The organism is Wolbachia endosymbiont (group A) of Apoderus coryli, from assembly GCF_947251615.1.
Taxonomy (GTDB): Bacteria; Pseudomonadota; Alphaproteobacteria; order Rickettsiales; family Anaplasmataceae; genus Wolbachia.
Map to the genome: position 1 here is coordinate 838,263 of NZ_OX366367.1, position 21,589 is coordinate 859,851.

The 21,589-nt window shown below is 36.3% G+C and carries 15 protein-coding genes; 8 read left to right on the forward strand and 7 right to left on the reverse strand.

Annotated features, from left to right (window positions below; all coding sequences use genetic code 11):
• Positions 1–16 precede the first annotated feature (16 nt).
• The 3 genes from gap (at position 17) to OPR43_RS04280 (ending at position 2,655) form a co-directional block, all read left to right on the forward strand.
• Positions 17–1,003, forward strand: a complete 987-nt coding sequence (gene gap, locus OPR43_RS04270) for a type I glyceraldehyde-3-phosphate dehydrogenase (RefSeq protein WP_265034330.1) — start codon at positions 17–19, stop codon at positions 1,001–1,003.
• Positions 1,000–1,758 (forward strand): twin-arginine translocase subunit TatC, encoded by a 759-nt coding sequence (gene tatC, locus OPR43_RS04275; RefSeq protein WP_265034331.1) that lies wholly within the window; start codon positions 1,000–1,002, stop codon positions 1,756–1,758. The genes gap and tatC overlap by 4 nt, the downstream gene beginning before the upstream one ends.
• 153 nt (positions 1,759–1,911) lie before the next feature.
• The gene (locus tag OPR43_RS04280; protein WP_265034332.1) at positions 1,912–2,655 is read left to right on the forward strand and encodes a hypothetical protein; all 744 of its coding nucleotides are present in this window, start codon (positions 1,912–1,914) and stop codon (positions 2,653–2,655) included.
• A 237-nt stretch (positions 2,656–2,892) separates the two neighbouring features.
• On the opposite strand, the gene OPR43_RS04285 is transcribed toward OPR43_RS04280, so the two are convergent.
• A complete protein-coding gene (locus OPR43_RS04285) occupies positions 2,893–3,027 on the reverse strand; it encodes a hypothetical protein (protein WP_265034333.1) in 135 nt (44 codons plus the stop codon).
• A gap of 312 nt (positions 3,028–3,339) precedes the next feature.
• Between OPR43_RS04285 and OPR43_RS04290 the strand changes: the two genes are divergently transcribed.
• The gene (locus tag OPR43_RS04290) at positions 3,340–4,617 is read left to right on the forward strand and encodes a hypothetical protein (protein ID WP_265034334.1); all 1,278 of its coding nucleotides are present in this window, start codon (positions 3,340–3,342) and stop codon (positions 4,615–4,617) included.
• Between the two features lie 1,007 nt (positions 4,618–5,624).
• On the opposite strand, the gene purD is transcribed toward OPR43_RS04290, so the two are convergent.
• Both purD and serS read right to left on the reverse strand, forming a co-directional pair.
• Positions 5,625–6,896, reverse strand: coding sequence for a phosphoribosylamine--glycine ligase (purD, locus tag OPR43_RS04295; protein WP_265034335.1), 1,272 nt, complete (start codon positions 6,894–6,896; stop codon positions 5,625–5,627).
• 34 nt (positions 6,897–6,930) lie between these two features.
• On the reverse strand, positions 6,931–8,208 hold the full coding sequence (serS, locus tag OPR43_RS04300; protein WP_265035655.1) for a serine--tRNA ligase: 1,278 nt from the start codon (positions 8,206–8,208) through the stop codon (positions 6,931–6,933).
• Positions 8,209–8,351: 143 nt separating this feature from the next.
• Between serS and OPR43_RS04305 the strand changes: the two genes are divergently transcribed.
• From OPR43_RS04305 to OPR43_RS04315, 3 genes are all read left to right on the forward strand, one after another.
• Complete coding sequence (locus OPR43_RS04305) at positions 8,352–9,620, forward strand: hypothetical protein (protein ID WP_265034336.1); 1,269 nt, start codon at positions 8,352–8,354, stop codon at positions 9,618–9,620.
• A gap of 28 nt (positions 9,621–9,648) precedes the next feature.
• On the forward strand, positions 9,649–10,620 hold the full coding sequence (gene dusB / locus OPR43_RS04310; RefSeq protein ID WP_265034337.1) for a tRNA dihydrouridine synthase DusB: 972 nt from the start codon (positions 9,649–9,651) through the stop codon (positions 10,618–10,620).
• 558 nt (positions 10,621–11,178) lie between these two features.
• Complete coding sequence (locus OPR43_RS04315) at positions 11,179–11,328, forward strand: hypothetical protein (protein WP_265034338.1); 150 nt, start codon at positions 11,179–11,181, stop codon at positions 11,326–11,328.
• On the opposite strand, the gene OPR43_RS04320 is transcribed toward OPR43_RS04315, so the two are convergent.
• The 3 genes from OPR43_RS04320 to OPR43_RS04330 are packed head-to-tail and all read right to left on the reverse strand — an operon-like array spanning position 11,271 to position 12,569.
• A complete protein-coding gene (locus OPR43_RS04320) occupies positions 11,271–12,227 on the reverse strand; it encodes an IS5 family transposase (protein ID WP_264735368.1) in 957 nt (318 codons plus the stop codon). The genes OPR43_RS04315 and OPR43_RS04320 overlap by 58 nt on opposite strands.
• On the reverse strand, positions 12,212–12,475 hold the full coding sequence (locus tag OPR43_RS04325) for a hypothetical protein (RefSeq protein WP_265034339.1): 264 nt from the start codon (positions 12,473–12,475) through the stop codon (positions 12,212–12,214). The genes OPR43_RS04320 and OPR43_RS04325 overlap by 16 nt, the downstream gene beginning before the upstream one ends.
• Positions 12,441–12,569, reverse strand: a complete 129-nt coding sequence (locus OPR43_RS04330) for a hypothetical protein (protein WP_410540879.1) — start codon at positions 12,567–12,569, stop codon at positions 12,441–12,443. The genes OPR43_RS04325 and OPR43_RS04330 overlap by 35 nt, the downstream gene beginning before the upstream one ends.
• Positions 12,570–12,681: 112 nt before the next feature.
• Here OPR43_RS04330 and OPR43_RS04335 point away from each other — a divergent pair, with 112 nt between their 5' ends.
• Positions 12,682–12,807, forward strand: a complete 126-nt coding sequence (locus OPR43_RS04335) for a hypothetical protein (protein ID WP_265034340.1) — start codon at positions 12,682–12,684, stop codon at positions 12,805–12,807.
• 243 nt (positions 12,808–13,050) lie between these two features.
• Here the strand turns inward: OPR43_RS04335 and OPR43_RS04340 are convergent, their stop codons facing one another.
• Positions 13,051–21,564: a DNA-directed RNA polymerase subunit beta/beta' gene (locus OPR43_RS04340; RefSeq protein ID WP_265034341.1), complete on the reverse strand. Its 8,514-nt coding sequence runs from the start codon at positions 21,562–21,564 to the stop codon at positions 13,051–13,053.
• Positions 21,565–21,589 lie beyond the last annotated feature (25 nt).

The window sequence follows — 21,589 nt, forward strand, 5'->3', positions numbered from 1 at the left end:
TTTTTTGAATGAAGAGATGACGATTCGTGTAGGAATTAATGGTCTGGGTAGAATAGGAAGAAGTGTTCTGCGCGCTATCCATGAAGTGGAAAAATATAGCAAGCAGATAGAAGTTGTAGCAGTGAACGGATCGCTCGGTGCTGAGCAGCATGCACATTTGATTAAATATGATTCTGTTCATGGCAAATTCAGTGGTGATATTGATTTTAATGAGTCTCAAAATTGGCTATCTATAAACGGCAGAAAATTTTCTTTATATAGAGAACGGAGCCCTGAAAATATTCCTTGGAATGTTGATGTAATACTTGAATGTACTGGTGCATTTAACAAGCGTGAAGAAGCAATAAGGCACAATGCAGAGAAAGTAATTGTCTCTGCTCCAGTTCCGGATGCTGATGTCACTATAGTTTACGGTGTGAATAACGATATGCTCGAAAAAGAGCATAAAGTGATATCAGCAGGTTCTTGCACTACAAATTGCCTGGCTCTAATTGTGCAGGTTCTACACTCCAATCTAGGTATAAAAAGTGGCTTCATGACTACTATACATGCCTACACGAATGATCAAAATGTTCTTGATGGTAATCATAAAGATTTGCGCAGGGCAAGGGCTTGCGGACTATCTATGGTGCCAACTACAACCGGGGCAGCAAAAACAATCGGTTCTGTAATTCCTGAATTAAAGGGAAAGCTAGATGGCACTGCCGTCAGAGTTCCAGTTAGCAATGTTTCTATGGTTGATTTTACATTTACGACTGATAAGAAAGCGACCGTTAAAGAAATAAATGAAATGTTTAAGGATGCAGCAAGCAATGTGCTTTCTGTATGTGCGGAACCTTTAGTTTCAATAGACTTTGTGCATAACCCTTATAGTGCAATTGTGGATTCAACTGGTACATATGTTACAGGCAACATCTGTAGAGTTGCAGCGTGGTATGACAATGAGTGGGCTTTTTCGCTGAGAATGTTAGACATAGCATTATTGAGCCATAGTAAAGTATGAATGAAAACTCGAACAAATATGCCTCTTTTTATGAGCACTTTGCGGAACTCAGAAAAAGAGTTATCTTTTGCTTTCTATTTTTTTGCGTTGCTTTTGGTTTTTGTTACTACTTTAAGGAAAATATATACCGTTTTTTACTTGCACCTTTAATAGAAGCAACAAAAGGTAGCGAAGGTTTTTCTTTAATTTACACAGACTTAACAGAGGCATTTTTTGTATATCTTAGGGTTGCTGTAATGAGTGCACTTTTGCTCTCTTTTCCTGTGTTTGCATGGCAATTCTATATGTTCTTAGCACCTGGGTTATATAAAAGTGAAAGGGCAGTGTTGCTGCCATACTTAATTGCAACACCGGTTTTATTTGTAACGGGAGCTACTGTAGTCTATTACTATATATTTCCTTTAGCCTGGAAGTTTTTTATCAACTTCGAACACAGTGGTAAATCCTTCGATATACCGATAGAGTTTATGCCATCAGTTAGCGAATATTTAGACCTTGTTCTCCAATTTATGTTTGCATTTGGCACTGCATTTCAAATTCCAGTCATACTCACATTAATGGTGAGAGTTGGGCTACTGACTGCACAAAGTTTGTCAAATAAACGTAGAATCGCAATAGTGGTAATTTTTATTATTGCTGCAATCTTAACTCCACCTGATGTATTAAGCCAAGTAGGGCTTGCAATACCAATGCTGATTCTATATGAATTGTCCATTCTGATATGTAGGTATATTGAGAAGAAGGCAAAGGATTGAATATAGATAGAGTGCTTAAAAAAACAAGAATATTAGTTGTTGAAAAAAAAGATGAATACCTGAGCGCCTTTTCTTGTTTGAGTGTATGTGATATGTGATGCCACTCCGGTTGATTTTTTTGTTAAAATATGGAATAATTAAGCTTAAGTTTTTATGTTAGGTAAGTATATGGTAAATCAAAGATTACAGAGAGTATACGAGCAGTTAAGGGAAATAATAGAGCAAGGCGAAGGCGAGAGTGTTAATGACCTTTTAAAGGGAAGATCAAGAGATGATTTTTTGACGATTTTTACTTGTGCAAATATACGTAAAAAGTGCCAAGATGGTGTGGAATATGCTGTACCGCCGCTTAGCTATGCTCTAGATTTTGCTGTACCGCCGCTTAGCTATCGTCTAGATTTTAATGAGAGGGAAGAAATAACTGAAGAGGTCTTACTTATAGTTAAAGAGCAAGGTATATTAAAAAAAGTTCTTACTTCTGCAAATATACGTAAAAAGTGCCCAGATGGTGTGGAGTATGATATAACACCGCTTGGCTATACTCTAGATTCTAATAATTGGAAAGAAAAAGCTGGAGTTCTTTTAGGTGCAGCTAAAGAGGAAGGTATATTAAAAAAAGTTCTTACTTCTGCAAATATATGTAAAAAGTATCCAGATAGTACGAAATATATGAAATATATAATACCGTTTACTTATGCTCTAGATTTTAATGATTGGAAAGAAAAAGCTGGAGTTCTTTTAGGTGCAGCTAAAAAGGAAGGTATATTAAAAGAGGTTCTTATTTGTGCAAATACGTATGCAACACCGATTGTCTATGCTCTAGGTTTTAATGATGGGGGAGAAAGAACTAAAGCTATTTTAGATGCAGTGGTGTTCAATTACCAATATTGGCTTTAGTTGGTATAGCTGTAGCTGCTGCGCTGGCAGTCGGGATTGTTGCTGGTGGCATTACATATGCAGTATTAAAACCTAGTAATAAACTAGATGGACCAGACCTCAAACAAAGTAGCGAGTGTTGCTCAGACAGTATCATAGTTTACGCGTTATGAGTACTTTTAAGATCTATAATAAATATGATCTCTAAATACTAATATATAATACTTAAAGAGATACTTTAACACTTCTTCTTAAGTGCTAATCTGGAGGTTCAACAAGTTGCTGTTTGAAAGGTTGGGAAATAGTTTTATTAGTATCGAAAATTACATAATATATATTATGGAAAGGCTGGATCCCAGTGTCGGAGCACTGGGATGACACCGTCTGTTGCACAAATTACCTGCTAATTGCAATGTTCGTACAGCTGTGGATTCATTCGCGGTATAGATTCCGCTAACTAGTAGCGGAATGACGAATTTGTCGTTTTTCAAATTGTCGGTAAATCTAAGTCAGTTTAGCTATATAAAACATAGTATAAAAAGAGCTATTTCAGCAAAATTTTAAACAAATAAAATTCATTAGCTTCACAATTGGCACTTTATGAGAAAAGTACATTTGATATACAGATTTAAAATACAAGTTAACGAATTATTATGATTTTTACCAAGATAATAATATAGCAAGGTTTGGTAGTGAGGTATCAAAATGGGAAAATACATCAACGCATGGTCTTATAAGAAGACTGACCATCACGATTGTGCAAACGATGGTACTTGTGGGCAATCTATAACGGATTTTAGGATTGGTAATTCTGACATTTCTTTCTACGATAACTATGGAAGAACGATCGCACAGATACCTAAGTTGCCTGACGGAAACTCTATTACATACTATAATAATTTATATAAAACTGCACAATCAAGAAACTTTGATGAGAACACAAAATACGCAGGATTACAAGATGTGCTGCCTAATCAATTCAACTATAGGTGTAAAGATCTAGATTTCACCATAAATTTTGATAGCCTATCACAACGCGAGCAAGATCAAGTAAAAATGGATATCCAAAGTGCTTATGATGCATATAAAGCAAAGTTTTGTATTGATAGACCAGGAGCTGTACAGATCTATATTTTTAATAATAAAGATGATTATAGGAAATATGGTGCTCTAATTCCGAGATTTGCTGGACATCAGAGTATGATTGATAATTCTGGGGGAATGGCATCTGAAGAAAGCCTGATGTGCTATAAAAGTGCTTATATGGATAATGTTTTAGCCCATGAATTGGGTCACGTATTTCAATTCAAGTTTTCCCCAACAAAAGTAAGGGAATTGGACCAGGTAAATAGTCAGCTGATGGCAAATGCAATTGGGCTTGAGGTAGAAGAAAAAAATTATAAAGCTATTTGCAAGCAGATGGGTGTAGATGAATATAACGACCGTGGATGGATGTTTCAATTTAAATATAAAGGAACCAATTATGATATACAACACAATGGTTATCTTTCAGCAGAAGAAGAAAAACTTCAATTTATCAAAGACATTAAGAACTCTCATGAATCGCTCATTAATGAAGGGCAATTAAGTCAGAATACAACTGTAGTAATTTCTATTGATGAAAATAAGGAGATAAGTCAAATGTATTTTCATAATCCAGACAAGAATATGTCCGACTGGTTAGATAAGATACTTATAAGCAGAAGTAAACCTGAACAAGATGTGGATGAAGTAGATCATACAGAAGGAAAAGAACCCGAAGAGGATACTCAGCAACCCAGTAACTTCTTATCCAATATTTTTTCAGCAATTAAATCCATTATTGATTCTATCTCGTCATTCTTTTCATGGTTATTTGGGTCTAAAGAGGAAGAACAATCTGATGACAATCTTTCTTTGCTTAAACCTGATGTGGATAAGTTAGGTCACGATGTTAGAGATCACTTATCAGATCATTATCACTCACCTGATGAGTTCATGTAGTGTAACTATTTTATAGCCACTCCCCTCCCCTTTTTAGTTGTTCAGCAAATATAGAGAGGCTAAAGGGAGTGATATTACTTAGATAAAAAACCAGGCAGATCATTCTGAAATTCTTGCATTTTCTGTCTATAACTAACCCAAGAAAGGTTTCCCGCGATTCATTCGCGGTATCTCAGCCGCTAACAAGTAGCGGGATGACAGCAATTCTACGTCATACCGTCACGGTATCTCTAGATCCCGCTAACAAGCAGCGGGATGACGGTTGTCAGCTTCCCCTGTCATCCCAGTAGCTCCTTCGGTGTCATTCCAGTGCTTGACACTGGAATCCAGCTTTTTCATAATCATCAAAACGTTGTACTTTAGCATAAAACGGCTACTTTTATGCTTACCAACTTAATAAAATTCCTGGATCCCAGTGTCTGGGCACTGGGATGACAAAAAAAGGAGCACTGGGATGACACCATTTGTTGTGTTTAACAAAGTTCGTACTTAGCTTCATGTTAGCTACAAACGTTAAGAAATTTACCAAGTGAAAAAAAAGGCAAAAGAAGCCCCGTGGTTATTATCCGCTTTAAAATATTGGCGTTTTTTATGTTTTAAACGCTTGACAAGCGAGATTCAGCTGCTTTTAATTGCAACTAACCTACGCTGCAAATGTTTAAGAAATTTACTAAGCAGAAAAAAAGACAAAGAATCCCCGAGTTAGCTAGTCTTTTACTATCTCTGTCGAGTATTGGCATTTTTTGATGTCTTGTAACGCTTTATAAGCGCGTTCAGCTTATTTAGATAAAAATCTAGATGTAGATGAAGTTTTGTAAAGACATACAGTATCTATATACTGCAAAAAATTGAACATAAGACGCCGATACATTAAGTAATCCTTACCTTTTAATCTGCAGATTGGCGAAAGCAAATACAATAGCTTCAGTTTCATGATAAGGGGGCTGGCGGAGTTTGTCAAGGAAGTTTTTCGTTTCTGTGAGCCACCCGCTAACCGACAGCTAACATTAACTACCAATATCATATCTGAAGAAACCCCCTGGCCATTCTAAAAAATTTAATGCTGAGTACACCTTACTTTTGGCTTCCTCTATAGTGCTCCCTTCTGCTACTATATTTAGCACTCTTCCGCCATCTGAAACCCAATTACCACTCTCATCTAATTTAGTACCAGCATGAAACACCAATATACCAGGAATGCTTTCAATTTTATCTAATCCCTTAATTACTTCTCCCTTTTGATAATCACCCGGATAGCCTTTACTTGCAACAACTACACAAATTGTAGATTTGTTATTAAGCTCCACCATTTTGACATTTAACTTTCCTTCTGCAGCTGACAACATCAATTTTAACAAATCGCAATTTGAATCAAATCTAGGTAATATAGATTGCGTTTCTGGATCACCGAATCTAACGTTATACTCGAGAAGTTTTGGGCCATCTCTGCAAATCATTAAACCAGCAAAGAGTACTCCCTTATAAGGCGTACCCATGTTAACCAATGCTTGAGCTGTAGGGTATATTATTTTTTGGATAATTTTTTGCTCCATGTCCTTACTTATAATTGAAGGTGATGAGTACGATCCCATGCCTCCAGTATTTTGGCTTTCATTACTTTCATCAACTCTCTTATAATCTTTTGCACACCCAAGAGTTACTACTTTCAACCCATCAACAAGAGCAAAAAAACTTACTTCTTCTCCAATTAAAAACTCTTCTATGATTATTTCTTCACCTGATTCACCAAATTTTTTCTCCACTAGCATTGAATCTATTGCTGAAAAAGCTTCGTTTTCTGCGCAACATATCATCACGCCTTTCCCTGCCGCAATTCCATTTGCTTTCACTACAAGTGGAAACTTTATTTTATTGCTACGTACAAAATCTTTAGCTAATCCTTCATCAACAAAACACTCATACTTGGCAGTTGGTATGCCATATCGCTTGCATAGTCCCTTGGTGAAAGACTTTGATCCCTCAAGCTTTGCAGTTGCTTGACTCGGAGCAAAAACATTTATTCCCTCTGCAACTAAATCATCAGCAAGCCCATCAATTATTGGTTGCTCTGGACCAATAACAACCAACTCTATATTTTCTCTCTTGCAAAATTGTGTAACATCCACTGAATTTTGAATATTTACATCCACAAGAACTCCCAAATCTTCCATGGCCGGGCGACCAGGAGTTACATATAACTCAGTCAAGATAGGAGATTTTTTTAGAGCCCAAAGTAGAGCGTGCTCACGTCCACCAGAACCTATAACCAGAACCTTCATCTTTATTTCCTCGCTTTTCTATATGTCAAAATTATTATTTGCTTATAACAGTATCATTACTCATGTATTTTTGCAACACGTTTGGTATTATAATCGATCCGTCGGAATTTTGGTAATTCTCCATTATGGCAATAATCGTTCTTCCTATAGCTAAAGCTGAGCCGTTTAAAGTGTGAACATATTTTTTTATCTTTTTATCAGTTTCTGAAGAGTATTTAGCGTTCATCCTTCTTGCTTGAAATGCACCACAATTTGAGCAGCTTGATATTTCTCTATATTTATTTTGCTCAGGTAACCATACCTCTATGTCATAAGTCCTTTGTGCAGCAAAACCCATATCACCACTACACAGTAGCATTACTCTATACGGTAATTCTAGTTTTTTTAATATCTCTTCAACAACACTCGTCATGCGCTCAAGTTCATCGTTTGATTGGTCTTCAGTTGTAATACTCACCAATTCCACTTTACCAAATTGGTGTTGCCTTATCATGCCTCTTGTGTCTCGCCCTGCGCTGCCTGCTTCTTTACGAAAACACTCTGAATACGCAGTAAAGCGAATAGGCAGTTCTTTTTCTTCTATTATTTTATCAGCAACCAAATTTGTCAGAACCACTTCACCTGTGGGAATCAGCCTTAATTCGTCGGTAGTTAGATATGAATCATTAGAAAATTTCGGTAGCTGACCAACGTTATACATAGCCTCGTTTTTCACCAAAGCTGGGTGATACACTTCAGTATAGCCAAATTCATTAACATGCATTTCAAGCATAAAATTTATTAGCGCTCGTCCAAGCTTAGCTAACTGTCCTTTTAATATCGCAAATCTTGATCCGGAAATTCTCACCGCTTGTTCGAAGTCCATTAAACCTAATTTTTCTCCGAGTTCATAATGAGATTCTGGTACAAAATCAAACTGTCTTTTTCCTCCATATCTTCTCACCTCTAAATTAGAGTTCTCATCTGCGCCTATTGGCACATCTTGCGCAGAAATATTTGGCAAGTTAGATAAAACATTCACTAACTTATCCTTTTCTGCTTGCTCTTTTAAGCTAATTGCCTCTATCTCATTCGTGATGTTTTTTGATGATTTTATTTGCTCTTCACAAGGGCTCTTGCTCATTTTAAGCTTCTTTATTTCCTCTGTGATTTCATTGCGCTGCCTATTTAAATCTTGCAATTTAGTGGTTAATGACCTTTTCTCGTGATCAATTTCTAATACCTCTTTTGCAGTAAACTCTCTTATCCCCCTGCTTTTCATTGCCTTTTCAAATCCTTTAGGGTTTTTGCGTATATATTCTATATCATGCATATATTGTGCTATTACTAACATTATTACTGTACTTCAAAAGCTCTTAATATTCAATATTTTCTCATACTACTAAAATTATTATGGTTGATTTTTTTGTTAGAATTTGTTAAAATTTAATTAACTTAGCGTTCATAGGATATAGTATGTTGGGCATCACAGAAAAATATAATCAATTTAAAGAGAGCACTTACTTTGCTGGTGGGAAATTTGTTATCTGCGCTACTTGTGTATGCCTAGCAGCCACATTCGCTGCTGGCTGTTTAGGAGCGGTAATAGGATCCCCTCTATTGACCTTTCCACTTGCTATGCTAATTTCTCATCCTGTGATTTGGATTATAATGGGAGTAGTTCTTACAACAGCATACAAATTAGCGAAGAACTATATTAATGGAAATGGAAAAGGAGCTTCAAAGGGGGAAAAGAGTGAATCAATGGACAGTGGGGTGGATACTATATCAAGAAAAACAGACGGTTCAGATGATACAGAGCGTAGAAGTTCTTCTACTTCGTTAGATAGTGGTTTGGGTGGTAAAGAGTTTCATGAAAATTTGGATACTCTTGTGCATCAGACAAATAGAGAAAATTATACCTATTGGCTACAACAACATGATATTGCTCATATTGCAAGAGCTGTATATAACTATTCAGAGAGTTCAGATGGCCATATATTCTTTTGTATTCCTGGTAATCTTGAATCCTTGAATGAAAGATTGAGAGAATATAAAAATAAAGCAGAACAAGAGAATTTGAGAATATTTACCTCAGTTATTAATTTAGGTGGTAATCATTGGGTGACGCTAGTTATTGCATACAATCCAGATAGTAAAAAATTTAGAGCTTATTATTGCGATTCTTTTAGTGCTGATTTACCAAGTCCTGGTAGTCAACGTAAGAAAATAGAACTTGCAAATGAAATTAAAGACGAGTTATTTGCACCTCTTACTAACCAAGCCAGTGAATTAAATGCACAAGGAAAAAAAGAAATGGGTCAAGATGTCCGAAAAACAGCACAAACGTGTCGGGACAAGAAAAATGAATTAATTAATGTCCCAATAAATACTGATAATATAGTGAGCGCACTGGAAGCAGTTTTGGAAATAGAGAACTGTAATATAAGAAGCTCCGGAGCCAAACAACAAAGCGATGGACATAACTGTGGCATATTCGCACTAGAAAATGCTCATAAAATTACACAAATGCTCAACGAAGGCAAATCATTTGACGAAATTGACAAAGAGTTATCAGAATATAAATTTGATTTGAATGGGAAAAGAAGAGAGTTTACAAAAGCGCTTATGGAGGATGAAGGGTGGAAAGAGCATTTAAAAAACGGGCTTTTGTGCGATCTTCCACCAGGAACGGACACCTCTCTTACCTCAAGGGTGCAGAATACAGCTCAGGTTGCTATATAGTTTACAATGAAGAATTACCATTAACCTTATGCCCCTGCAAATAGGAAATCTAACGATTGATTCCCCGGTAATCTTAGCTCCAATGTCTGGGGTGACTGATTATCCGTTCAGAAGTATTGTAAAGAAACTTGGTGCAAGTTTGTTAGTTTCAGAGATGATTGCAAGCAGAGCTATGATTATGCAAACTCGCCAGAGTCTGCAAAAAGCAAAAGTCGATGAATTAACTGCTGTGCAGCTTGCTGGATGCGAGCCCGATGTTATGGCAGAAGCTGCAAAACTAAATGAGGATATGGGTGCAAAAATTATAGACATAAACTTTGGTTGCCCTGTTAAAAAAGTTGTAAACGGTTATGCAGGATCAGCGCTAATGCGTGATGAGAAAAAAGCTGCTGAAATCATTGAAGCTGTGGTCAATGCAGTAAATATACCAGTTACGGTGAAAATGCGCACTGGATGGAACGATGAAAATCGCAATGCTCCACGTTTAGCAAAAATCGCAGAGGACTTAGGGGCAAAAATGATTACTGTGCATGGAAGGACAAGAGCGCAGCTCTATAACGGTCAAGCAGATTGGAAATTCGTTAGAAATGTTAAAGAACAAGTGAAAATTCCAGTTATAGTAAATGGCGATATTAAAAACTTGAGTGATATTCAAAGTGCTCTTAAAGAATCCGGAGCAGACGGAGTGATGATAGGTCGTGGTGCCTACGGTAAACCTTGGCTGATTAATCAAGCAATGCACTTTCTCAGTGGAAGTAAAACTTCTGAACCAACAGCTTCAGAGAGATTAAGCATCATACTTGAGCATTACGATAATATTCTTGAGTACTATGGAAATGACACGGGGATAAAGATGGCCCGCAAACACATAGGTTGGTACAGTAGCGGGCTTCAATGCTCATCTGAATTTCGTATGAGAGTAAATAACATGACAGATAGCACAGAAGTGAAAGAAAATATTATTGGCTTTTTTGGTCAAGAGACACACGTATCTGTTTAGGGGCGTGGCTAATGTGCAAATATTGAAGCAAAAGTGGTCAGTGCTTGACACTGGCTTTTTAAGTCATAAAAACCTACTTGACAAACTCCGCCAGCCCCCTTATCATGAAACTGAAGCTATTGTATTTGCTTTCGCCAATCTGCAGATTAAAAGGTAAGGATTACTTAATGTATCGGCGTCTTATGTTCAATTTTTTGCAGTATATAGATACTGTATGTCTTTACAAAACTTCATCTACATCTAGATTTTTATCTAAATAAGCTGAACGCGCTTATAAAGCGTTACAAGACATCAAAAAATGCCAATACTCGACAGAGATAGTAAAAGACTAGCTAACTCGGGGATTCTTTGTCTTTTTTTCTGCTTAGTAAATTTCTTAAACATTTGCAGCGTAGGTTAGTTGCAATTAAAAGCAGCTGAATCTCGCTTGTCAAGCGTTTAAAACATAAAAAACGCCAATATTTTAAAGCGGATAATAACCACGGGGCTTCTTTTGCCTTTTTTTTCACTTGGTAAATTTCTTAACGTTTGTAGCTAACATGAAGCTAAGTACGAACTTTGTTAAACACAACAAATGGTGTCATCCCAGTGCTTGACACTGGGATGGCTTTGTTGCATAGCACCTTAAGCAGTGATGGTTTACGACAAATTTATGTAATGATTTCAAATTTAGCCATACCAATATCAGTGAATTTGTTGAGCAAATAGCACTTAATTAGTAATTCTTTTTCACGATTTACTTCAGATTTATTCCTAAAGCTAAATCCAAATACTTGCTTCAACCTTGAGAAAAATCCTTCTATGTAAGATCTCTTTCCATAAATTGCTTCCTTTTTCCACTCTTTTACACCATCTTGTCCATATAATTTTATTAACCTAATAGCAGCATTTCTGTCAGACATATAATCTATTTTTGAATGTTCTGCTGCATCCTTTTTTGGTAGAACTTTTGTCTTTATATCGTATTTCTTACACAATTTATAAAGTTTGTGCCTATCGTATGCCCTATCTGCATATAATGCTTTTATTTTGTGCTGAAAATTAACTTCTTCAAGCAAATCGCAAGCTCCATAGTGGTCAGAGTAGACGCCATTACTGTATCTTGCAGCTATAGCTTTTTTACTATTCACACTTAACATAACATGTAACTTTCTTACTTGCTCGTAGCTTCGGTACTTTCTATCTGCACTGTTTTCCTTACTGTGGCCAGGAGTGTTACTGTAAATGCTGATACTTGTGCTATCTATGATAATTTCAATATTTTCCATGTTGCTTTTATCAACCCTGCAATCATTTATCTTAATATTAAGTTTTTTAAACCTTCTTGATGCTTGTGAATAGCTGATAACTGCCAAATTTTTTCCTATTTGTTGCAGATATCCTTTTATAAACCCCACCGTTTGTCTTAAACCAATTCTAAAAAGATTGACAATTATATGCACCAAAATTACGACTTTATCACTGTAAATATAGTTGCCGCCCTGCATTTTTGGACTATTTTCATACCAATTTTCGATAGCTTCATCGATGTAACGAAAAATATTTCCCCTTTTTTCAAGGAATTTGTTATATTCGTTTTGGTTACTGACTTTCATTTTCTGTGGCATATTTTTTCTTCAACAGTTAAATGGTTATTTATAATGAATTTTGTCAGTAGCCACCAGATTTTTTCGGTTGCTATGCAACAAAGCCCACTGGGATCCAGTTGAGCTATTTCAACAAAAATACTGCATTTTGAGATGAACGTTCCAGACTTATTTACAAGTATAACAATTAAAGTCTGGATTCCAGTGTCAAGCACTGGAATGACACCGAAGGAGCTACTGGGATGACAGGAGAAGCTGACAACCGTCATCCCGCAGCGGGACTAGAGATACCGTGACGGTATGACGAGGGAGAACAGTTAGCGGCTGAGATACCGCGGCGGTATGACGTAGGACTGCTGTCATGCAAGTAGCTGACACTGGCATCCAGTCTTTATTATGCAGCCACTTGGTTAGAATTAAGTTTTCTGGATCCCAGTGTCAGCTACTTGCATGACAGGAGAAAGAGGCTACTGGAATGACAGGAAAAGGGGCTACTTGGATGACAGGAAGAGAAGGCTATTTAGAAGACCCAAAAAGGGTGTCATTCCAGTGCTTGACACTGGAATCCAGCCTTGCCGTAATCTCATCAAGAACGTTGTAACCACTTTCCATGCTAGTTTGCTTGTGAACAAGCAAATTTTTCTGGATCCCAGTGTCTGGGCACTGCCCTTTTGGATGGAAACCAGTGTCAGCTACTTGGATGACAAGAGAATGATGTTATTCCAGACTGGAATGACACCATCTGTTGTAAACTCACTTTTACTTTATTGGTTATCTTATTATGCTACCTTGTCTACCTTATTTTGTCACTCTCCTGAACTGATACGAAACACACTAGCTGTACTCAATTCGACTGATCATATGCCACTACGCTCTCTTCCTCACCAGAGTGTAAATAACAACCATTATCCATCAACCATTTCTCGTCATAAGTTTCAATATCAAAATATTTTTCATATTCATCTATATTATCACAAAGTGAAAGTGCTCTGATCTTATTCATAATCAAACCTGTACCAGCAGGAATTAATCTTCCTACTATAACATTTTCTTTTAATCCACTTAAAGGATCACTCTTTCCGCAGAATGCTGCTTCTGTAAGTACCTTTGTTGTCTCTTGGAAAGAGGCAGCAGAAATAAAGGAGCTAGTTTCAAGACTTGCCCTAGTAATCCCCTGCAGAATAGGAAGATAATGAGTAGGCCGTTTGCCAGAGTTACTCATAGCATCATTTTCCCTATCAACTTCCAGCTTGTCAATGCTTTCGCCAACCAAGTACATAGTATCACCAGGATCAGTAATTTCCACTTTTTGTAGCATTTGTTTTAAGATCACCTCTAAATGCTTGTTGTCTATACGAACACCCTGCAATCTATAAACTTGCTGTATTTCAGAAATCATATAGTGTGCTAAAGCTTCTAACCCAAGCACACGTAAAATATCATGGAGATCAGGGTCACCATCCATCAATAGATCACCTTTACGTACAAAATCACCTTCATTGACTATTACATGCTTACTTCTTGATACCAAATATTCAACTGGAGAAATTTGTTCATCTACAGGTTTAATTAATATACTGCGTTTTCCTCTACGGTCTTTTTCAGAAAACGCTACATAGCCATCTATCTCACTAACAATAGCATGCTCTTTAGGACGACGTGCTTCAAATAACTCTATAACCCTCGGTAAACCACCAGTAATATCACGAGTTTTAACTGACTCTCTTGGTGTTCTTGTAATAACATCACCTGCATGAACCTTCTGGCCATCTTGTACATTGAGCACTGCCCCGATTGGTATAAAATAACATGCTTCAACGCCACTTGCGAGTGTCATTACTTTACCATTATCGTCAAGCAGCACAATACGAGGACGTAAATTAGCTCCACCAGAATGCAATTTCCAATCTTTTACTACTTTGCTTGATATTCCTGTAGATTCATCCATCACTTCAGTGATCGAAACTCCATCTTTTAAGTCCTGATAAGACACTGTACCAGTCTTCTCCGTGATAATAGGCAATGTATAAGGATCCCATTCCGTAACTTTATCGCCAATTTTTACTGACCCACTCTCATCCACATAAAGTTTAGCACCGTAAGGTACACTATGCTTCAACTTTTCACTACCAAGGCTATCAATCAACACGACTTCACAGGAACGGCTTATCACAATTTTATTTCCGTTTCTATCTATAATTATATTACTATTGTTTAACTTTATTTTAGCATTAATAGAAGCTATAATATTCGAGGATTCAACGCCTCTAGTCATTACTCCACCTATATGGAAAGTACGCATCGTTAACTGAGTACCTGGCTCTCCAACAGATTGAGCAGCTATAACACCAACTGCTTCACCTATTGAAACAATTTTACCAGTTGCAAGGTCTCTTCCATAACATAAAGAACACACACCAGGACTTATTTCACAAGTTAAAGGCGATCTAATTTTTATAGCATCAAGACCTGCAATGCTGATTTGCTTTACTTTATCCTCATCAATTAATTCCCCTGCTTTTACTAATAATTCTTTTGTCACTGGGTTATATATATCATTTGCAGCTGTTCTACCCAGCACAACACTCTCTAGAGATGCAACTATAGTACTTCCTTCAACTGTAGCTCTCACAACAAGACCATTTTTTGTTTTACAGTCATGCTTTGTAACTATGCAATTTTGAGACACATCAACTAAACGACGAGTTAAGTATCCAGAGTTTGCAGTTTTAAGCGCAGTGTCAGCTAAACCTTTACGTGCACCGTGAGTAGAATTAAAATATTCAAATACGTTCAATCCTTCACGGAAATTAGAAATTATAGGTGTTTCTATAATCTCACCAGAAGGTTTGGTCATGAGCCCTCGCATTCCTGCTAGCTGTTTCATCTGTGAAGTAGAACCCCTTGCACCAGAGTTAACCATCATATACACTGAGTTGTACTTACTATTTTCATCATATATAGATATTGCTTTTAACATATCATTAGCTATCATATCCGTACACTTAGACCATTCATCTATAACCTTGTTATACCTCTCACTTCTAGTTATTAGCCCATCTTGATATTGCATAGAGAATTTCTTAATTTCACCCCTCGCGTGATCAACATGTGTAGCTTTAGTTTCAGGTATAACCATATCACAACGACCAAAAGAAACACCAGAAAATGTGGCATACTCAAAGCCAAGTACCATTAATTTATCAGAAAATGCCACTGTAGCACTTTGACCACAGTTACGATATACCAAATCAACTATACTAGTTATTTCCTTGACTGTTAATATCTGATTTATTAGATCGAAGCCTAGATTCTCATGCTTAGGAAAAATTTGCCATAATATTAAACGGCCAGGAGTTGTACAAACAGTTTTATAGTGAGTTTCACCGCTGCTATTAATATACTCCATCCTATACTTTATACTAGAATGAATATGCAAAGTACCATCACTCAAAGAATGCTCAACTTCACAAAAAGCACCAAAAGATGGTATATTATCTTCCTTAGGTTCTTGTAAAGTCAGATAATATATACCAAGTACTATATCTTTACTAGGAACTATAATCGGTCTGCCATTAGAAGGACTTAAAACGTTATTAGTAGACATCATCAACACCCTAGCTTCAAGCTGAGCTTCCAATGAAATTGGCACATGCACTGCCATTTGATCACCATCAAAATCAGCATTAAACGCCGTACAGACAAGCGGATGAAGCTGTATTGCTTTGCCTTCAATAAGGATTGGCTCAAAAGCCTGAATACCAAGTCTATGTAGCGTAGGCGCTCTATTCAACAAAACAGGATGCTCTTTTATTACCTCTTCAAGCATATCCCAAACTTCTGGTTTTTCTGCTCTTATCAACTTACTAGCAAACTTAATAGTTGGAGCCATACCATACATCTTAAGCTTTGAGTAAACAAAAGGTTTGAATAGTTCAAGAGCCATTCTTTTTGGTAATCCACACTGATTTAGTTTCAAAGTTGGACCAACAACTATTACAGAACGTCCAGAGTAGTCTACCCTTTTTCCTAAGAGGTTCTGGCGAAAACGACCCTGTTTTCCTTTTAACATATCACTAATGGACTTTTTATATCCAACAGCACCAGCTTTATTTACCAAAGTACTACGACGACTATTATCAAAAAGAGAATCAACTGCTTCTTGTAACATTCTTTTTTCATTACGAATCATAATCTCAGGAGGATTTAAGCTCAACAATTTCCTCAACCTGTTATTTCTATTAATAATAGTCCTATAATGATGATTCAGATCAGAAACTGCAGGACGACCACTTTCAAGCGATACCAAAGGACGCAAATCAGGTGGTAAAATAGGTATAGTTGTAAGTATCATCCACTCAGGCCTATTTCCAGATTTAATGAAGTTTTCAACAATACGCAATCTCTTTATAATTTTCTTTCTTCTTATCTCAGAAGCAACAGACTCTAATTCTAGTCTTAAATCCTTCCTAATTTCATGTAAATCAAGGCGCGTTAGCAACTCTCTTATAGCTTCAACACCTTGCATAGCTACAAAACTATCGATCCCATAGCTATCTTTAGCTTCATTATAAGCTTTTTCACTAATAATCTCACCTTTTTCAAAAGGCGAAACAAGAGGATCTATCACGATATAATTATCGCTATGTAAAATATTCTCAATATCTCTGAGAGACATATCCAATAATGCTCCAATTCTTGAAGGAAGCGATTTCAAAAACCATATATGAGCAACAGGAGATGCAAGCTCTATATGACCCATCCTTTCTCTTCTTACTTTAGAAGATGTAACTTCTACTCCGCATTTTTCGCATATGCGACCCCTGTGTCTTCTTTTTTTGTATTTTCCACATAAACACTCATCGTCATTGACAGGGCCAAAAACCTTAGGGCAAAACAATCCACCTTTCTCAACTTTGAACGTACGATAATTTGCAGTTGAAACATCTTCTATCTCACCACAAGATATACGCTTAATACTTTCAGGGCTAGCAATCGATATGCTAACCTCATTAAAAGGTTGTGCAATGTTAGTGTGAGATATATCTTCAATCACTACATCATTTTGCTTTAAATCTACATTTAAACATAAAGAACGTAGTTCTTTTATCATCACATTAAAGGATTCAGGAATTCCACATTCAAAATTACTGTCACCTTTTATTATCGACTCGTAAATCTTAACTCTACCATTAATATCATCAGACTTCACAGTTAACATTTCCTGCAAAGTATAAGCAGCACCATAGGCTTGTAATGCCCAACATTCCATTTCACCAAAACGCTGACCACCAAAATGAGATTTTCCTCCTAGAGGTTGTTGAGTAACCAAACTATAAGGCCCTACTGAACGCGCATGAATTTTACCATCAACTAAGTGGTGCAACTTAAGCATGTACATGTAACCAACTGTAACCTTGCGGTCGAATTTTTCACCACTGCAACCGTCATATAATACAGCTTGTCCAGAGTTATCCAAACCAGCAAGTTCAAATAATTTTGCTATTTGTTCATCTTTTGGACCCTCAAATACAGGTGCAGCAACAGGAACGCCATCACGTAATTTACGTGCAAATTCAATGAGATTATTATCACTAATATTACGAATATCATTACAGATAGATACGTTACTACCATAGCTATAAACCTCAATCAGGAAATTACGTAAATTGCTGTATGAACTTTTACAAGAGTTCAAATAGTTCTCTACTAACGCATTCAACTCGTCATTTAGTGCATTCTTATTAGGTGTATTTAAAACAGAAGCCATTATTTCATCATCATCAATATTTTCAATTTTTTTATTGTCAAGGTATGCTACTGCAAATTGTGTAAAATTATCATCGTTAAGGGACCTAATTCCCTTGCAAAAAGCACTTTTGATTTTATTGATCTCATCGAGAATATTACTTACCCTTTCCCCTAATTTTCTACAAGCCCAACCTACATGCGTTTCCAGTATTTGCCCTACATTCATTCGTGAAGGAACACCAAGAGGGTTAAGAATAATATCAACAGGAGTACCATCTTCCAAATAAGGCATATCTTCCACTGGCACAACTCGAGAAATCACACCTTTATTCCCATGTCTACCAGCCATTTTATCCCCTGGTTGCAGACTATGTTTCACAGCAATGAAAACTTTTACTGACATCGACACACCTTGAGGCAGGTCATAACCTTCATGTAATTTTTCTACTTTTCGCTTAAACTGTGCTATTGCATGTGATACTTTTTCATCAAAATCTTTTTTTAAGCTCTTAACTTGCTCAGAAATGGATTGGTTTTTTAATCCTATACCCCACCATTGCTCACGTTCAATAGAGTCAAATTTTTCTCGATCTTGAGAACCAGAATTAATAAGAAGTTTCTTCAGTTCATCATAGAAATATTCACTAGTAACATTGATTATATAATCTCGCTCTTCCTCAAAGTCATTTACCTCTTTTTGTTTGATGAGTAATGCCCTTTCATTTTCTTCAACCCCCCTGCGTGTAAAGACTTGTACATCAATTACTGTCCCTTCAACATCTGGAGATGTATATAAAGAGGAATCCGCACAATCGAATGACTTTTCACCAAAAATTGTCATTAATAACTTCGTTTCAGGAGGCAATGAAAGAGAAGGTTTAGGTGTAACTTTACCTACCAGAATATAGCCTGGACCAACTCTTGTACCAATTTTCACTATACCACTATCATCCAAGTGATATAGATTTTCTTCATTAACACCAGGTATAGCACGAGTTATTTTTTCTGATCCTAAAGGGGTATCATGTACAACACAGTCAAATTCTTCTATATGAATAGAAGTAAAGAGATCTTTTTTAACAACTTCACTAGAAATAATAATAGAGTCTTCAAAGTTATAACCTTGCCAAGACATAAAAGCGACTAGCAAATTTTTACCAAGCGCCAACTCACCACTGTTAATTGCAGGACCATCAGCTATTACATCACCCTTTTTAACATAATCACCTACGCACACTAGCGGTCTTTGATTAATACAAGTATTATGGTTAGAACGCTGAAATTTCCTTAGATGATAAATATCTACATCCAAGTAGTTAACCCTTTCTTTATCAAAAGCACGTATAACTATAGAGTTACTATCAGAACTATCAACTATGCCATCGCGTTTTGCTAAAACTACAGCACCAGAGCCAGAAGCTACAAAAGACTCCATACCAGTAGCAACCAGAGGAGCGGTAGGCTTCAATAAAGGTACGGCCTGACGTTGCATATTTGAGCCCATTAATGCTCTATTAGCATCATCATTTTCTAAAAATGGAATCAAGGAAGCTGCAACTGATATTACCTGCTTAGGAGATACGTCAATGTAACTCACCTGATCACTACTTACCATAATGAAACTACCAGCATATCTACAGTATAGCATGTCATCAACAAAGCAATTATTTTCATCGAGCTTTACGCTGGTATCAGCTATATAATATAAACCTTCATCTATAGCAGACAGATACTCAATTTGATCAGTAACAACCCTATTAACTACTTTTCTATAAGGACTTTCAATGAAACCATATTTATTAATACGCGCGTATATAGCTAAGCTGTTGATTAACCCTATATTTTGCCCTTCAGGAGTCTCAATAGGGCAAATTCTTCCATAATGAGTTGGATGAACATCACGCACTTCAAATCCTGCCCGTTCTCTTGTTAAACCGCCAGGACCTAACGCGGACAACCTTCTTTTATGTGTTATTTCAGATAACGGATTAGTCTGATCCATAAATTGAGATAATTGAGAAGAATTGAAGAAATCTCTTAAGACATTAGTTAACACTTTTGGATTAATAAAATCAGATGGAGAAACTTTATCTAAACTAGAAGTGGACATAGAATCAACTATTGCGCGTTCCAATTTCAACAACCCAGTTCTAAATTGATTTTCTATAAACTCTCCAACTGATCTTACTCTTCTGTTTCCTAAATGATCAATATCATCTACAGATCCTTGACCGTCACGTAACAATACTATTTTTTTTACAATTTCAATAATATCTTCATATGTTAAAACAGTTAAATCCTCATCATAATTTAATCCAAGGTAAGAGTTAAGCTTCAACCTACCAATGTTAGACAAATCATAATATTCCGGACTGAAGAAAAGATTACGGAAAAACTCCTCTACTATCTCTAAAACAGGAACTTCACCAGGACGCAAAACTCTATATATTTCATATAGCGCATCCTGATAAGACATGTTTTCGTCTAAGAAAAGCGTATTTAATATATAAGGTCCAACAGATACATTATCTATGTTCAATACTGATATTTCATCCACAGACAATAACTCAAGCTTCTTTATGTCTTCCAGCTTTATAGATTCACCAGCAGATAAAATTTTCGTAGAGCTAGCACTATCCATTAAATCTTCTGCGAGGAATAAACCACATATAGAATTAAAAGGAACCAGATACTCTTTTAATTCATTATCATATAGCTTTTTAGCTAGTCTTGAGGTAATACGAACGTTAGCTTTAAGCAGCACATTACCTTCAATATCCATTAAGTCGAAAGGCAGCCTCACTCCTTTAAATTTATCAGGAACAAAAGGCACTTTCCAACCATCTTTATGTTTTACATACTTTATTTTCTGATAAAATCTATCGAGTATATCATTATTTGATAGACCCAACGCCTTTAATAAAACTGAGATTGGCAATTTTCTTTTTCTATCAACACGAAAATACAAATGGTCTTTAACATCAAATTCAATATCAAGCCAAGAACCCCTATAAGGAATAATTCTAGCAGAATAGATCAATTTACCAGAATTGTAAGTTTTTCCCTTATCGCTATCAAAAAATACACCAGGAGACCTATGCATTTGTGAGACGATAACTTTTTCCACACCATTAATGATGAAAGTGCCCTTATCAGTCATCATAGGCAACCCACAAAAGTGGACTTTCTGCTCTTCTATAGATTTTACAACGGTTGCAAGTTTAGAATGATCTCCACTCTCTTTAATCGATTTATATTCATCAAGAGAAATACCATCCTGCATAACAACAAGACGTATAGAAGCAATAACCTGAGCAGAAAAAGTTACACCACGCTTTATACACTCAGATTCGTCATACTTAGGATCATCTACCCTACAACTTATAAACTCAATAGTAGCCCTACGCAAAGGATCATTTATTGGAAAGATTGTATGAAAGATAACTTCAAGTCTTTCATTACCCTTATTCTTAGGAGCAAATGAATCATACGATTCTTTTTGAACCTTAACCAAATCCAATAAAGAATCTTTTAAATCAATCGACCTAGAATAAGAAACTCTAGGAACAAAAGCACCAGAAGCGTACATATAAGAAGAATCAACCATTAAAATACCCCAAATTAATTAAAAG